We start from the raw sequence: 15,004 nt of genomic DNA, 5'->3' as shown, positions 1-15,004 counted from the left end.
CGCGCGGCGTTCAGTCCGCGTATGCCTCCAGCGGAGGGCAAGCGCAAACCAGGTTCCGGTCGCCGTAGGCGCCGTCGATCCGGCGCACCGGCGGCCACACCTTCGCCCTGGCATGCCCGAGCCCACGCGGATAGACCGCGACTTCCCGGGTGTAAGGGTGGTTCCAGTCCCCGACCAGCGACGCGGCGGTGTGCGGCGCGCCGCGCAGCGGGTTGTCGGTCACCGGCCACACGCCCGCGGCGACCTGGTCGATCTCCGCGCGGATCGCGATCATGGCCTCGATGAAATCGTCGAGTTCGGCGAGGTTTTCGCTCTCGGTGGGCTCCACCATCAACGTGCCCGCCACCGGGAAGCTCATCGTCGGCGCGTGGAATCCGTAGTCCGCCAGTCGCTTTGCCACGTCGTCGACGGTGACGCCGGTCTGTTTGGTGATCTCGCGCAGGTCCAGGATGCACTCGTGCGCCACCATGCCGTGCTCGCCGGTGTAGAGCACCGGGAAGTACTCGTCCAGCCGCCGCGCGATGTAGTTCGCCGAAGCGATCGCCGACAGCGTGGCCCGCCGCAGTCCGTCGGCGCCCATCATCCGGATATAGGCCCAGGTGATCGGCAGGATCGACGCCGAACCGTACTTCGCGGCCGACACCGCGTGCGACCCGGCTTCCAGCGGATCGCCGGGAAGGTACCGCGCCAGGTGCGCGCGCACCGCGACCGGCCCGACGCCGGGACCGCCACCGCCGTGCGGGATGCAGAACGTCTTGTGCAGGTTCAAGTGGCTCACGTCGCCGCCGAACCGGCCCGGCCGGGCGAGGCCGACCAGCGCGTTCAGATTCGCGCCGTCCACGTAGACCTGACCGCCCGCGTCGTGCACCAGCGCGCACAGCTCGGCGATCTCGTGCTCGTAGACGCCGTGCGTGGAGGGATAGGTGATCATGATGCAGGCCAGGCGGTCGGCGTGATCGGCGATCTTGGCGCGCAGGTCGTCCAGGTCGACGTCGCCGTTGCCGCGGCACTTCACCACCTCCACCCGCAGCCCGGCCATGGCGGCCGAGGCCGCGTTGGTGCCGTGCGCGCTGGAGGGGATGAGGCAGGTGTCGCGATGGGTGTCACCGCGGTCGAGGTGATACCGGCGGATGGCCAGCAGCCCGGCGTACTCGCCCTGACTGCCCGCGTTCGGCTGCAGGCTCACCGAGTCGTAGCCGGTGATGTCCGACAGCCAGCGTTCCAGGTCCGCGATCACCTTCAGCAGGCCGGGCGCGTCCTCGACCGGCGCGTAGGGATGCACGCGAGCGAACCCGGGCCAGGTGATGGCCTCCATCTCGGCGGTGGCGTTGAGCTTCATGGTGCAGGAGCCGAGCGGGATCATGCTGCGGTCCAGCGCGATGTCCTTGTCGGACAACGAGCGCAGATACCGCAGCATCGCGGTCTCGGTGTGGTACTTCGTGAACGCGGGATGGTTCAGGTACTGCGAGGTGCGGTTCTCGATCGCCACGATGGGCGCCCGGGTTCCCGGCTCGGGCGACACCGCGGTGCCGAAGGATTCGAGCACGGCCGCGACGTGCGCGCCGGTGGTCGCCTCGTCGCAGGCGATGCCGACATGGTCGGCGTCGACCAGGCGCAGATTGATGCCGCGCGACTTCGCTTTCGCCACAACGGCTTCCGCGCCGCCCGGCACGTGTGCGAGCACCGTGTCGAAGAAGCTGTCGTGCACGACCGCGCCGTCGAGCCCGGCCGCGATCGCCGCGGCGTGCCCGTGCACCCGGCGGGCGATCGCTCGCAGCCCTTCGGCGCCGTGGTAGGAGGCGTACATCGCGGCGACGACGGCCAGCAGCACCTGCGCGGTGCAGATGTTCGAGGTCGCCTTCTCGCGACGGATGTGCTGCTCGCGGGTCTGCAAGGCGAGCCGGTAGGCGACCGCGCCGTCCGCGTCCACCGAGACCCCGACCAAGCGGCCCGGTAGCTGGCGGGCCTGCGCCTGACGCACCGCGAGATACCCGGCGTGCGGGCCACCGAAGCCGAGCGGGACGCCGAAGCGCTGGGTGGTGCCGAAGCACACGTCGGCGCCCTGCTCGCCGGGCGGCGTGCGGAGCGTCATCGCCAGCAAGTCGGCGCCGACCGCGACCAACGCTCCCCGTTCGTGTGCCGCGGCGATCGTCTCGGTCAGGTCCACGACGCGGCCGGAAGCTCCGGGGGTCTGCGCCAGCACGCCGAAGAACTCGCCGTCGGGCAGCTCGCCGGTGGCCAGGTCGGCCTCGACGATCTCCAGGCCCAGCGGCTCGGCTCGGGTCTGCAGCACCGTCTTGGTCTGCGGGAACAGGTCGCTGTCGATGACCAGCCGGGCGGACTTGCTCTTGCCCGCGCGCCGCAGCAGCGTCATCGCCTCGGCGGCCGCGGTGGCCTCGTCCAGCATGGAGGCGTTGGCGACGTCCATGCCGGTCAGTTCCGACACCATGGTCTGGAAGTTGAGCAGGGCCTCCAGCCTGCCCTGGCTGATCTCGGGCTGGTAGGGCGTGTAGGCGGTGTACCAGGCCGGATTCTCGAGCAGGTTGCGCACCAGCACGGGCGGGGTCAGCGTGTCGTAGTAGCCGAGGCCGATCATCGAGGTGGCCACGGTGTCGGACGCCGCCAGCGCGGCGAGTTCGGCGAGCACCTCGTGCTCGGTGCCCGCCGCGGGCAGCCCGGCCAGGCCGTCACCGTCGATGATGCTCTCGGGAAGCGCCCGGGCAGCCAGCTCGTCCAGCGACGGCACGCCGACGACGTCCAGGATCCGGGCGATCTCTTCCCGGTCGGGTCCGATATGGCGGTCGGCGAATGAGCGAGTCACAACAGCTCCCAAGGTCGGGCGGGGTCGACCGCGCGGTCGACGGGTACCGGCCCTCCCCCTCTGTCGTGGCGCCTGAGAGATTCGGGTGCCGCGACCGGTGGCCGAGACCCTTTCCCCATGGGCGGGCGGCCCGAAGCCACCGCTTTCCAGAGGCGCCGAAGCCCGCACGGTCCTGGTTGCCTGAGAGATTGACGGGGAGGTGCTGCTCCTTCGGCGCTCGGACTCGTTTCGAGACCGAGACTCTCCCGCACGGCGGCGACGCACCGCCAGTTTATGCCGACGCCGCGCCGCGGCGCGCCATCGGACCCCGGGTGAGCCCTGTCGTTCTGGTCACTCCGGGACCGGGCCGGCAATCACCGTCAGACGGCCAGCCCGGCGCGCAACCTCGTCGCGGCGAGCATCATCGACTCCGCTTGGATGCCGACCAGACGCGCCAGCGGCACCGCGACGCCCGGCGCGTTCTGCTCCACGTCGGCGCACCACCGTTCGAAGACCTCGGCGAAACGGTCGCGTTCGGCGGCCAGCACCGGCTCGCCGCCGCGCCGGTATTCGTCCTCCAGCAGCCGCAGCAGCATGCCACCAAGCCGCAGGCGCAGCATCGCGGTCCAGTCGTACTGCTGGAAGAAGATCTCGCCCCGGGTGGCGATCCGGTGCCGCTCCGGCACCGCCTGCCTGCTCGCCGCGAGACCGGGCAGCCCCGCGACCAGCGCGCGCACCGACCGCTCGAACGGGCTGCGGCCGCTCAATCGGCCGTCGACGCGGGCGAGCACCCCGGCGGCCACCTCGGCCATGGCGTGATAGTCGGCGGCGGTGGCGTCGAGCAGGTCGCCGAGTACGCGGTCGCCCGCCGAGCCGTCGCCGATCCGCGAGTCGACCCAGAGCGGCAATTCGCAGACGAGGATCGCCGTGCCGTAGCGCGCCGCGTAGTCCCGGCAGCCGCCCCCGCCCAGCGCGGCGACCGAATCCAAGCCTTGCGCGGCGAGCAGATCGGCCATCGCCTCGAACAGCGGCAGTTCGAAGACCCCCGGCGCCAGTGCGCGGGCGCCGGGGGCGTCGGGTTCGCCGTGGTAGATCGGCACGTCGGCGGCGGCCAAGCGAGCGGTCAGCGCCGACCAGTACTGCGGGTCGCCGCCGGAGGTGTAGAAGAACCCGCCGCCGAATTCCGCGTTGTGCAGTGAGGCGATCAGCGCGGGCCGGGTGCGGTCGATCAGCGACATCATCGCCTTCGTCTCCGGGAGCGGGACGCCGACCTTCCTGCCGCGCCACATGGTCGGGAAGCACCACTCCGGTTGCTCGGCCGCGGGTGGCCGGTAGAAGCCGCGCGCGACGCTCGTCCTGGTGTGCGGACCGGCGAACCAGCCTTCGTTCAACCGGGTGCCGTCCGGGTCGACGCAGAGCAGGAAATGCCAGGTAGCGCCCACGGTCGCGGTGTCGTCGGCGACCATCCGGCAGAGCAGGTGGCGGATCGTGGCCATGCCGATGGGCTCGTTCGGATGCGGATTGCCGAACACCAGGATGTGCCGTTCGCCGAAGCCGACCGTCACCTCGCGAATCGGGTCGCCGCCGCGCGACCGGCCGAGCTCGGTGATCGATACCCGATCCGGATGCCGTTCGGCGAGCGCGTCGGCGAAGGCGTTGAGTTCATCGACCGTCGGGAACGCGTCGATCCGGTCGATCGACCCGACCAGCCCGGTGATGTCGTCTGTTTGCACGCCGCCCCCTCTCGCTACCGCCGGCCCTTCACCCACCGCCGACGGCGCTGTCACGCACCACGGCCGGGGAGGCAGCACGCCTTACCCGGCCGTGAAAGCGATTTTCCATTGTGTTCGCACGCGAACGGGCGACTCTGCTAGCCCGTCTTACGGTTCATCCGCGCCTTACGACGGAACGACAGCTCGTCCTCCGGGCGTTCGGTGATCGCCGACGCGCGTTCGGCGGGGAAATTCGCGATGGCGCCGGTCAGTTCGCGCATCGCGCCGCTGACCGCGATTCCGAAGACGCCCTGTCCGCCCTGCAGTAAATCGACGACCTCCTCGGCCGAGGTGCACTCGTAGACCGAGGTGCCGTCGGAGAAGAGGGTGATCCCCGCCAGGTCCTGCACGCCGCGGCTGCGCAGGTGATCGACGGCGATCCGGATGTTCTGCAGCGAGATGCCCGCGTCCAGCAGCCGCTTGACGATCTTCAGGACCAGGATGTCCTTGAACGAGTACAGCCGCTGACTTCCCGAACCCGCCGCGCTTCGAATGGAGGGCACCACCAAACCGGTGCGCGCCCAATAGTCGAGCTGCCGGTAGGTGATTCCGGCCACCTGGCACGCACTGGGAACGCGATAGCCGACCAGATCGTCCGGTACCGAGTCGTCGGGGAACAGGCCTGGCTGTACCACATCCTGCGATTGCTCTGCCACTGACCACTCCCTTGCTTCGCCGACGCATTCCCAGCCAAATCGATGACCCGGCTCCGTCACCGACCGAATCGGTGCGGATTCGGCCGAAACGGACGTGGCCCAACTGTCGAGATTACTCCCCACGATTGTCCAGGGAGCGACGTCATCGAGCCAAACGCGACGCGCGGTAAAAGTCTCGACCTCTACTTCAGCTATCGGTCGCCTTGAAGTCGTCCGGGGACACCGACTCGAGGAACTCCTTGAACTTCTCCACCTCGTCCTCGCGCTCGTCCGGCATCACCAGGCCGGCTTCCTCGAGCACGGACTCCTCGGCATGGATCGGGCAACCGACCCGCAAGGCGATCGCAACCGAATCCGACGGCCGCGCGGAGATCCGCAGATCGTTCTCGAAGACCAGGTCCGCGTAGAAGGTGCCCTCTTGCAGATCCACGATCCTGACCTCTTTGAGGGTGTGCCCCAGCTCGGTGATCAAGATCTTGATGAGGTCGTGCGTCAGCGGGCGGATGGGAGTCACCCCCTCCTGCTCGAGGACGATCGCGGTCGCCTCGGCTTGCCCGATCCAGATCGGCAGATACCGGTCGCCCGCCACTTCGCGGAGCAACAGCACGGGCTGATTCTGTGGCTGCTCGACACGGATGCCGATCACGCGCATTTCGCTCATCGCACTGCCTCCCATACTCGCCGCCGGCCCGGCATGACCGCCGCAGAGCTCGCCGTACCACGAGTCTAGGCGAACCCGCACCGGTCCAGCGATCCGTCTGCACAGGCGAGATCGCGGTGTCGGCTCGGCGAGCCTCCGGACCGGAGGCCGCCGGGGAGTCAACCCCCCAGCGAGCCCCGGACCGAGGACTTCACCAGACAGGTGTGCAGGGTCAGCGACAGCGCGGCCAGCTCGCGCACCGTTTCCTCCGCGCGGGCGCGCGCGTCCGCGTCGCGGCTCTTCGCGATCGGGGCGACGATCTGCGCCACGAGCGCGGCCTCCCGGTCGGCGGCGAGCTTGAAGGCGCGCAGATGCCGTGCCTCCAAACCGAATTCGGCCATCGCCCGCGCGGTCTTGGCCAGCGTCACCGCGTCGGCGTCGAAATACCCCGCCGGGCCGGGCGTGATCAGGTTCGCCCTGATGAGGTCGTTGAGGAACTGATCCTCGATCCCCGCCTGATCGAGCAGATCAGCCCGGGTGACCCGGATTTCGTGGTCGAACCGCAGATCGTCCGGCGAGACCTCGCTCGGCACGACGCCGAGCCTGCGCGGCGCGGCGACCGGGCGCACGCCACGTTCGGAACCCGGCACGGCCCGCTCGGCGTCCGGCGCGCCCGACCCGGACTCCGGCGCCCCGGATCGGGCGGAGTGCGCTCGGGCGCGGGCTTCCCGCACGCCTAGCGTCGCCGCACCGCTGTCGATTGCCTCGAGCTGTTCCTTGATCACCTTCAGTGGCAGGTACTGGTCGCGTTGCGCGGTCAGTACGAACCGGAGCCGTTCCACATCCGCCACGGAGAATCTGCGGTAACCCGAAGGGGTCCGCTCCGGCCGGATCAGGCCCTCCGCTTCCAGGAAGCGGATCTTGGAGATGGTGACGTCGGGAAAGTCGGGGCGCAGCAGGTCGAGCACGGATCCGATCGACATCCCTCCGCGTGCCCACTGCGCCGCACCGGTCACAGCGCCAGGTCCTTCATGACTCAGAGCCTCTCATGAGGGGTACAACCCAGCGCCGACGCTGTCATAGACTCCCCGCGCCCGCCGACGAGTCGGTCACCTGGGCGCGCGGTCCGGTGAGGAACACCAGCCGGAACTTGCCGATCTGCACCTCGTCGCCGTTCTGCAGTTCCGAGGAGTCCACCGGCTCCCGGTTCACGTACGTGCCGTTCAGGCTGCCCACATCGACGACCTGGAACGAGTCGTCGTCCTGACGGAACTCGGCGTGCCGACGGCTGACGGTGACGTCGTCGAGAAAGATGTCACTGTCGGGGTGCCGCCCCGCCGACGTCGTCGGCTGATCCAGCAGGAACCGCGAACCCGCGTTCGGGCCGCGCTTGACCACCAGGAGGGCCGCGCCAACGGGCAGACCCTCGACCCCTTGGACCGGCTGCTCGCCGGTCGGCTCTCCGGAGCGCGACGCGTCGACCTCGTTCAGGAAATCCGCGCGGAAGACCGACGTCGTCTCGGCCGCGGTCTCCCCGTAACCCGGGTCTTTGTTCTCGCTCACCGTTTCTCTCCTCCTCGAACCTGATTATCCCTGCAAGCAGGTGATACCTCTGGTACCACGACCTGCCGTCGAGTCTCTAGATTCCCGGCACGACCGCCGGGTGCATCTGTTGGCATTGACCGTACCCTGCCGGGCCGCACCCGTGCAGGTAGAACTGGGAAGGCTGCTTCAGCCCCCGATAACTCCTTGATAACCTGCGGCATCCAGCAGTTCACCGAGTGTCACGTCGAGACTCGCCGCGTCACCCACCTCCAACTCGAACAGCCACCCGTCACCGTAGGGATCGGTGTTCAACATCTCCGGCTCCGAGTTCAGCAAGTCGTTCACCGCAACGACTTTCGCACTCAGCGGCGCGTAGATGTCGGACACGCTCTTGGTCGACTCGACCTCCGCGATGCTGGCCGCGGCGGCCACCTCCGCGTCCGCCTCGGGCAGCTGCACGAACACAACGTCACCGAGTTGAGACTGGGCATAGTCGGTGATGCCCACCCGCACCCGGGTCGGTGCGATCCGGCGTACCCACTCGTGCTCCTCGGTGTAGCGCAGATCCTCGGGGGTCTGGGTCACAGGCCGTCCTTTCGTTTGAACGTTGCACGCAAACTCTATCGGCTACGCCGTCCGGTGCCCCACAGCCGGTATCGCTCTTGCGACCGCGATGGCTCTGCCGGTATAGAGCACGCCGGTCCACACGTAGACCACCGTGCCCCAGATCAGCAGTGCCCCGCCGAAGGCACGCCCGAAACCGGCGGCAGCCCAGTCCATCTGCCCGGCCAGCAGCCAGGGCAGCGCGGACATCAGCGCGAAGGTGGCCGCCTTGCCCAGGTAGATCACCTCCGGTGGGGGAAGCTCGCGGCGTTTGTACACCGACAGGGTCGCGGTGAGCACGAGGTCGCGCCCGACCAGGATCGCCGCCACCCACCACGGGATCAGGCCGCGGATCACGAAGGCAGCCAGCGTCGTGACGAGATAGAGCCGGTCGACGAACGGGTCCAGCAGCGCCCCCAGCCGCGAGGACTGATCCAGCAGCCGCGCGAGCTTGCCGTCCAGGAAGTCGGTGACGCCGCTGGCGACCAGCAGCGCGAACGCCCAGCCATCGGCCCGCTCGATCAGCAGCAACCACAAGAAGAGCGGAACGCCCAGCAGGCGCAACACGCTCAGCGCGTTCGGCACGGTCAGCACGCGGTCGGCGAAGACGCCGCGTACTCCGCCGTCGGTGGCGCGTTCCTCGGGTTGCGCTGTGCCCGATTCGGTTGTCACGACCCGTGCATACCCCATTGACCCCGGTCCTCGCCATCCACACGCGCCGATTTTCCGGATATCGGCGCGGCACGCCCGTGCGAGGATGGTGGCCGCCACAACGCGGCGGTGAAAGAATGATTGAAAATATTTCTCACCGTATGGCCGGTGAGCGAGAGGAAGTCATGTCCGCATTCGACTACGACGTGGTGGTGATCGGCTCCGGCTTCGGCGGCAGCGTCAGCGCCCTGCGGCTCACCGAGAAGGGCTACCGGGTCGGCGTCCTCGAAGCAGGCCGCCGATGGAACGCAGAGGACATCCCCCGCACGAATTGGAATGTGCGCAAGTCGATCTGGGCTCCCCGCCTGGGTCTGACCGGACCGCAGCGGATCAGCTTGCTCGGCAAGTGCGCCGTGTTCTCCGGGGCCGGCGTGGGCGGCGGCTCGCTCATCTACGGGAACACCCTCTACGAGCCACTGCCGAACTTCTACACCGATCGCCAGTGGGCGCACATCACCGACTGGCGCGCGGAACTGGCGCCCTATTACGACCAGGCCAAGCGCATGCTCGGGGTCGCGCCCAACCCGCGCACCACACCGGCCGACGAGGTGATCCGGGAGATCGCCGAGGACCTCGGCGTGGCCGACACCTACCACCCCACCGACGTCGGCGTGTTCTTCAACGAGAGCGCCCCGGGCACGGAGGTCGACGACCCGTACTTCGGCGGAGTCGGCCCGCGGCGCACCGGCTGCGTGCACTGCGCGCGCTGTTTCACCGGCTGCCCGCACAACGCCAAGAACACCACCACCACGAACTATCTCTATCTGGCCGAGCAGGCGGGCGCGCAGGTCCACCCGCTCACCACGGCCACCGCCGTGCGGCCGCTGCCCGGCGGCGGGTACGCCGTCGACACCCAGCGATCGGACCGCTGGATCCGTAAGCAGCGCAGAATCTTCACCGCCGAGCAGGTGGTGTTCGCCGGCGCCGCGCTCGGCACCCAGAAACTGCTGCACAAGATGCGCGACGAGGGCGTGCTGCCGCACCTGTCCCCCCGGCTGGGCGAATTGACCCGGAGCAACTCCGAGGCCATCCTCAACGTCGTCAGCCGCGCGCGCCGCGATTTCGCCGAGGGCATCGCCATCACCTCCTCGATCCACCCCGAGGCCGACACCCACGTCGAGGTGTGTCACTACGGCAAGGGGCAGAACGCGCTGTTCCCGATGTCGGTGCCGATCGTGGACGGCGGCGCGTTCCGTTTCCTGCGCTTCCTCCTGGCCATGGTGGTGCACCCGCTGGTGTTCCTGCGCAGCCTGAACGCGCGGCACGCGTCGGAGAAGTCGGTGATCCTGCTGATCATGCAGTCGCTGGACAACTCGCTGACCTCCTTCCGCCGCCGCGGCCGCCTGCGCACCCGGCAGGGCACCGGCGAGCCGAACCCGACCTGGATCCCGCTGGCGCACGAGATCGGCCGGCGGTTCGGCGCCAAGGTCGACGGCGACACCCACGGGTTGATCATGGACGTGTTCGACATTCCGGCCACGGCCCACTACATCGGCGGATGCGTGATCGGCGACAGCCCGCACAGCGGCGTGGTCGACCCCTACCAGCGGGTCTACGGGCATCCCGGCCTGCACGTGGCGGACGGCTCGGCGGTGAGCGCCAACCTCGGCGTGAACCCGTCGCTGACCATCACCGCCCAGGCCGAGCGCGCGATGGCGTTCTGGCCCAACCGCGACGATCCGGACACCCGGCCGGAGCCGGGGTCGGCCTACCGGCGCATCGCCCCGGTCGCCCCGGCGCATCCGGTGGTGCCCGCGGCGGCGCCCGGCGCGCTGCGCCTGCCGATCGAACCGGCGCCGCCCCGCGTCCCGGTGGAGTGAACTCCGCGCCACACCGGCTAGCGTGAGCCGTTGTGTCAGACAGTGGTATCGACCTGCGTTCCTACGTGCCCGCGGAGCAGGTCCGAGCAGCGGGCCGCGCGCTGCGTCAGCGGACTCCCGTCATCGCGAGGGACCGGGAGGCGACCAGCGTGCGGCGTCCGGGCGTGCTCGACTACGTCGCCGCGAGCAACACGGGCCGGCTACCGCGTCTGATACCGCTGCGGATCGGCCGGATGATCGCCTCGCCGTTCACGTTCTACCGGGGCGCGGCGGGCTTGATGGCGGCCGACCTGGCAGGTGGCCCGGACAGTGGGCTCACCGCCCAGCTGTGCGGTGACGCGCACCCGGCGAACTTCGGTCTGTACGGCACCGCGCGCGGCGAGATCATCATGGACATCAACGATTTCGACGAGACCGTGGCAGGCCCGTGGGAGTGGGATCTGGAGCGCCTCGCGGCCGGCCTCGTCTTAGCGGGACGCGAGGCGGGCGCCACCGAGGACGAGTGCCGCACCGCGGCGCGGGACGCCGCCCGCTCCTACCGCTCGGCCGTCGGCGCGCTGGCGGCGATGCCGTTCATGGCGTCCTGGAGCGCGCTGCCGGACGAGTCGGTGATCACCCAGGCCAAGGCCGACGCCCTGCTCGACGACTTCGCGAAAGCGGCCAAGAAGGCGCGCAAGAACACCAGCGCCAAGGTAGTGGCCAAATGGACCGAACACCTCGAAGACCACCAGACCGGCATCCGCAGGCACCGATTCGTCAGCGATCCCCCGATTCTCACCGCCGTGGACGAACACGTCGCGGCGGCGGTGATCGGCGGGCTGGAGCGCTACGCCGACACCCTGCACGCGTCGCGGTGCAACCTGCTGGCCCGATTCGCGGTGTCCGACGTCGCGTTCCGGATCGTCGGGACCGGTAGCGTCGGCCTGCACAGCTACTTGGCATTGCTGCACGGCAACGACGGCGAGGCACTGGTCCTGCAGGTGAAGCAGGCCGCATCCGCGGCGCTGGCGCCGTTCCTGCCGACGCGCTCCGTGCCGCACGAGGGTGAGCGAATCGTCGAGGGAGCCAGGCTCGTCCAGGCCGAATCGGACATCCTGCTCGGCTGGACCTCCCTCGATCCGGTCGGCGACGGCGCCGAATTGCCGTTCGTCGTCAGGCAATTCCGCAATCTGAAGGGCAGCATCGATCCCGCCGAGCTGCCCGCGAGCGATCTCGACGACTACGGGCGGCTGGCGGGCGCGTTGCTGGCCCGCGCCCATTCCCGTTCCCTCGATCCGCGTCTGCTGTCCGGATATCTGGACGGCGACGAGCGCTTCGAGGAGGCGGTGGCCGCTTTCGCGGTGCGTTACGCCGACCGGACCGAGGCCGACCACGCCGAGCTGGCGGCGGCCGTGCGGGCGGGGCGGATCGAGGCCGCGGAACCGGAGTAGCGGCCGCGGCGCCGTGGCACCGACACGCCGCCGGTCGGCGCGGGCGCGGCGAATCCGTTGCGGCACCTCGTATCCTGTCCCCTGTCGATTGTCGACGTGAAGGGTGGTCGCCAATGCTCGTGCGAGTCCAGAACGCCGCAGGCACGAATGCCGAGCGCACGCTGATCGATTGGCTGCGCACCTGGAAGGACCCCGACAGTCCCCATGGTGTGGCGACGATCACCTGCAGCCTGTTCCACAAGGATCGGCTGCACCAGTTCGACGCCGTGATCTGGACGCCGACCAGCTGCGTGGTGATCGAGGCCGACGCGCTCGTCGCCCGTCAGGACGGCGTGCTGGAGGTCCCGCTGAACGGCGAGTGGACGATCAACGGCGAACCGGTCGCGACCGAGAGCCGTGACCGCCGCACTCCGGTGGACAAGTCGCGTGAGCACACCTTCGCATTGCAGGAATGGCTGGCGGCTCGTGGTCTCGGGCAGCGCGTCGTGCACGGCGTCGCACTGCTCGTCGCGCTGCCGGGCGCCCAGCTCCAGCTCGAACAGCGCTGGGCCGATCCGAGTTTCGACGTGATCATCGGCGAGGGACCCGGCCGGCTCCAGCACTACTTCGACGCGCTCGCCGCGCAGGAGAAGTTCCTCTGGACGGCCAACGACGTCGCCATCGCGTTCCGCGGTCTGGGCATCCTGCCCTATCTTCCCGCGCCGCAGGACCTGCTCAACGAGGGCTTCCTGGGCCCGATCGACATCACGCTGTGGCACGGCGGCCCGAACCAGGCGCAGGCCGAGGCCTACGCGGAGGAGCTGGCGCAGGCCGAGCGGGACGCACAGGCCAACGCCTTCGCCATCCGCGCGCCCTGGTACAGCCCGTGGAAGCTGTATCCGCGCGAGCGCGGCGACCTCGATTTCGGCCGCGCGGTGATGCGCACCGTCCTGGCGATCGGGATGGTCATCGCCTTCGTGTGGGTGGTGTGGTTCCTGGTCACCGCGCTCACGACGTACGGGCCGAGCTGACCGGGGCGAGCGAGCGCCGCTAGGACGGCACCGAGATCGGCTGGGCCCGGTCGAAGACGCTCGCGTCGTCGAGCATGGCCGCGCGCAGCATCGACTCCGGTACGCCCATGGCCTCGACGAGGGTCAGCGCGTGCGGGCGCAGGCGGTCGACCAGCTCGTTCACACCGCGGCGGATGGCCTTGGCCCGCTCCACCGACATGAACCGGTGCATGATGTACCAGGCCTGGTTCTCCTCGATGGTGGTGTAGACGAACAGGTCGCACATCCAGTCGGCCAGTTCCCGCGCCTCCGGATCCTCGATGTCGGCGATGCCCTCGATGAACGCCTCGAGCACGAGGCGGTCGATATGCGCCGACCCGGCGGCCAGGATGTGGTCCTGGGCGTTGTTGAACGCCTCGAACGGCCCGGTGTCCTCGGCCCGCGCGCGCAACCGGTGCGCCGCGGTGCGGACCAGGTAGTCCTCCCGATCGGCGAACAACTGCAGCTGCACGGCTCGGCGCGAGAGGTCGCCCTCCTCGATGGGGTCGTCCCCCCGGTCCTTCAGGTTCTGGATCAGCTGACGCACCCCGGACCGCTTGCGCACCACGTCACCGGCCATGGTCGCGGCGAAGCGCACCCAGCCCAGCGCGTCCAGATCGCGCACCTCGTCGGCGTAGGCGGTGAGCAGTTCCTTGGCCACCAGCTGGGTGAGCACGACGTTGTCGCCCTCGAAGGTGGTGAACACGTCGGTGTCGGCCTTCAATGTGACCAGCCGGTTCTCGGTGAGATAGCCCGCGCCGCCGCATGCTTCGCGGCATTCCTGGATGGCGCGGGTGGCGTGCCTGGTCTGCGCTACCTTCAGTCCCGCGGCCCGCTTCTCCAGCGCGCGCTGCGCGCCCGCCTCCAGGTTCTGGCCGGTCTGCACCAGATGCATCCGGCGCACCAGGTCGTTCTGCGCGAAAGCGAGCGCGTAGGACTTCGCGACCAGCGGCAGCAACCGGCGCTGATGGCTGCGGTAGTCCAGTAGGACGGTCTCCACGCCGGTGTCCGGGTCGGAGAACTGGCGGCGCTTCAGCGCGTAACGAACCGCGATGCTCAACGCCACCCGCGCACCGGCCGCAGCGGCGCCGCCGACGCTGACCCGGCCGCGCACCAAAGTGCCGAGCGTGGTGAAGAACCGGCGGCTGGGATTCTCGATCTCGGAGCTGTAGGTGCCGTCCGGGGCGACGTCGGCGTAGCGGTTGAGCAGGTTCTCCCGGGGCACGCGCACGTGGTCGAAGACGATGCGCCCGTTGTCCACGCCGGGCAGGCCGCCTTTGAGACCGTCGTCATAGGTGGTCACGCCGGGCAGGTCGGCGCCGTTCTCGTCGCGGATCGGCACCAGCAGGCAGTGCACGCCCCGGTTCTCGCCGCCGGTGATCAGCTGGGCGAAAACCGCGGCCATCCGCGCGTGCTCGGCCGCGCCGCCGATGTAGTCCTTGCGCGCCGAGGGCGTCGGCGAGTGCACGACGAATTCCCGAGTCCGCGGATCGTAGGTCGCGGTGGTCTCGAGGTTCGCGACGTCGCTGCCGTGGCCGGACTCGGTCATGGCGAAGCAGCCGAGCAGATCCAGGGAGATCAACCGCTCGATGTACTCCCGGTGGCGCTCGGTGCCGAGGTTCTCCACCGCACCGCCGAACAGTCCCCACTGCACGCCCGATTTCACCCACAGCGACAGATCCGCGTACGCCAGCATCTCCAGGCTCACGACCGCCGCCCCTGGCTCGCTGGTGCCGCCGTTCTCCCTGCGGAAGCCGCGCTCGGCGAACCCCATGGTGGCGATTGCCTTCATCTGTTCGAGCACCCGAGCCCGCGCTGCCTTGTAGTCCAGGTGGGGATCGGCGGTGAACTCCGCGCCCGCCAGCAGCGTCCGGGCTTCCTCCCGGACGGCCGCCCAGGGCCCGTCGAGTGCCGCGCGTAGGTGGTCCGCCGTCGTTGCCGTGCCGCTAGTCATGTCTCGACGATAGCCCGGTACACCGGCGGCAAACCGTGACGCACG

12 protein-coding genes and 1 riboswitch are annotated in these 15,004 nt (G+C 69.4%); of the genes, 3 read left to right on the top strand and 9 right to left on the bottom strand.

Going from position 1 to position 15,004, the window contains the following annotated elements; all coding sequences use genetic code 11:
• Window positions 1-10 precede the first annotated feature (10 nt).
• The 8 genes from gcvP to ON27_RS12320 form a co-directional block, all read right to left on the bottom strand.
• A complete protein-coding gene (gene gcvP, locus ON27_RS12355) occupies window positions 11-2,821 on the bottom strand; it encodes an aminomethyl-transferring glycine dehydrogenase (RefSeq protein WP_051046475.1) in 2,811 nt (936 codons plus the stop codon).
• A gap of 157 nt (window positions 2,822-2,978) precedes the next feature.
• Window positions 2,979-3,079: riboswitch (glycine riboswitch) on the bottom strand.
• Window positions 3,080-3,180: 101 nt separating this feature from the next.
• Entirely contained in the window at window positions 3,181-4,533 is a 1,353-nt protein-coding gene (locus tag ON27_RS12350) for a M14 family zinc carboxypeptidase (protein ID WP_051046474.1), read from the bottom strand.
• Between the two features lie 137 nt (window positions 4,534-4,670).
• A complete protein-coding gene (locus ON27_RS12345) occupies window positions 4,671-5,228 on the bottom strand; it encodes a MerR family transcriptional regulator (RefSeq protein ID WP_039797830.1) in 558 nt (185 codons plus the stop codon).
• A 187-nt stretch (window positions 5,229-5,415) separates the two neighbouring features.
• Window positions 5,416-5,889: a bifunctional nuclease family protein gene (locus ON27_RS12340; protein ID WP_040866482.1), complete on the bottom strand. Its 474-nt coding sequence runs from the start codon at window positions 5,887-5,889 to the stop codon at window positions 5,416-5,418.
• 158 nt (window positions 5,890-6,047) lie between these two features.
• Complete coding sequence (gene ftsR, locus ON27_RS12335; protein WP_051046473.1) at window positions 6,048-6,851, bottom strand: transcriptional regulator FtsR; 804 nt, start codon at window positions 6,849-6,851, stop codon at window positions 6,048-6,050.
• A 94-nt stretch (window positions 6,852-6,945) separates the two neighbouring features.
• Window positions 6,946-7,431 (bottom strand): oxoglutarate dehydrogenase inhibitor Odhl, encoded by a 486-nt coding sequence (gene odhI, locus ON27_RS12330; RefSeq protein WP_043690204.1) that lies wholly within the window; start codon window positions 7,429-7,431, stop codon window positions 6,946-6,948.
• 168 nt (window positions 7,432-7,599) lie between these two features.
• The gene (gene gcvH, locus ON27_RS12325) at window positions 7,600-7,998 is read right to left on the bottom strand and encodes a glycine cleavage system protein GcvH (protein WP_043724720.1); all 399 of its coding nucleotides are present in this window, start codon (window positions 7,996-7,998) and stop codon (window positions 7,600-7,602) included.
• A gap of 42 nt (window positions 7,999-8,040) precedes the next feature.
• A complete protein-coding gene (locus tag ON27_RS12320; protein ID WP_043724883.1) occupies window positions 8,041-8,688 on the bottom strand; it encodes a CDP-alcohol phosphatidyltransferase family protein in 648 nt (215 codons plus the stop codon).
• Between the two features lie 164 nt (window positions 8,689-8,852).
• Here ON27_RS12320 and ON27_RS12315 point away from each other — a divergent pair, with 164 nt between their 5' ends.
• From ON27_RS12315 to ON27_RS12305, 3 genes are all read left to right on the top strand, one after another.
• Window positions 8,853-10,547 carry a GMC family oxidoreductase gene (locus ON27_RS12315; protein WP_043724880.1) on the top strand — a complete coding sequence of 565 codons (1,695 nt, stop codon included), beginning with the start codon at window positions 8,853-8,855 and terminating at the stop codon, window positions 10,545-10,547.
• A 32-nt stretch (window positions 10,548-10,579) separates the two neighbouring features.
• Window positions 10,580-11,977, top strand: a complete 1,398-nt coding sequence (locus ON27_RS12310; RefSeq protein ID WP_043724717.1) for a DUF2252 domain-containing protein — start codon at window positions 10,580-10,582, stop codon at window positions 11,975-11,977.
• A gap of 113 nt (window positions 11,978-12,090) precedes the next feature.
• Window positions 12,091-12,987, top strand: coding sequence for a nuclease-related domain-containing protein (locus tag ON27_RS12305; RefSeq protein WP_043724713.1), 897 nt, complete (start codon window positions 12,091-12,093; stop codon window positions 12,985-12,987).
• Window positions 12,988-13,006: 19 nt separating this feature from the next.
• On the opposite strand, the gene ON27_RS12300 is transcribed toward ON27_RS12305, so the two are convergent.
• The gene (locus ON27_RS12300) at window positions 13,007-14,959 is read right to left on the bottom strand and encodes an acyl-CoA dehydrogenase family protein (protein ID WP_043724712.1); all 1,953 of its coding nucleotides are present in this window, start codon (window positions 14,957-14,959) and stop codon (window positions 13,007-13,009) included.
• Between the last annotated feature and the right edge of the window lie 45 nt (window positions 14,960-15,004).

Source organism: Nocardia asiatica NBRC 100129 (genome assembly GCF_000308415.1).
In the GTDB taxonomy this organism is placed as follows: domain Bacteria; phylum Actinomycetota; class Actinomycetes; order Mycobacteriales; family Mycobacteriaceae; genus Nocardia; species Nocardia asiatica.
Note: the sequence above shows the minus strand (reverse complement) of the source record. Positions and strands in the feature narration are given on the sequence as shown.

What these genes read in the sequence shown, in the direction of transcription:
- ftsR (WP_051046473.1), bottom strand. Translation starts at nt 6,851, where the DNA reads ATGTCGATCGGATCCGTGCTCGACCTGCTGCGCCCCGACTTTCCCGAC.
- ON27_RS12315 (WP_043724880.1), top strand. Translation starts at nt 8,853, where the DNA reads ATGTCCGCATTCGACTACGACGTGGTGGTGATCGGCTCCGGCTTCGGC.
- ON27_RS12305 (WP_043724713.1), top strand. Translation starts at nt 12,091, where the DNA reads ATGCTCGTGCGAGTCCAGAACGCCGCAGGCACGAATGCCGAGCGCACG.
- ON27_RS12300 (WP_043724712.1), bottom strand. Translation starts at nt 14,959, where the DNA reads ATGACTAGCGGCACGGCAACGACGGCGGACCACCTACGCGCGGCACTC.
- ON27_RS12340 (WP_040866482.1), bottom strand. Translation starts at nt 5,889, where the DNA reads ATGAGCGAAATGCGCGTGATCGGCATCCGTGTCGAGCAGCCACAGAAT.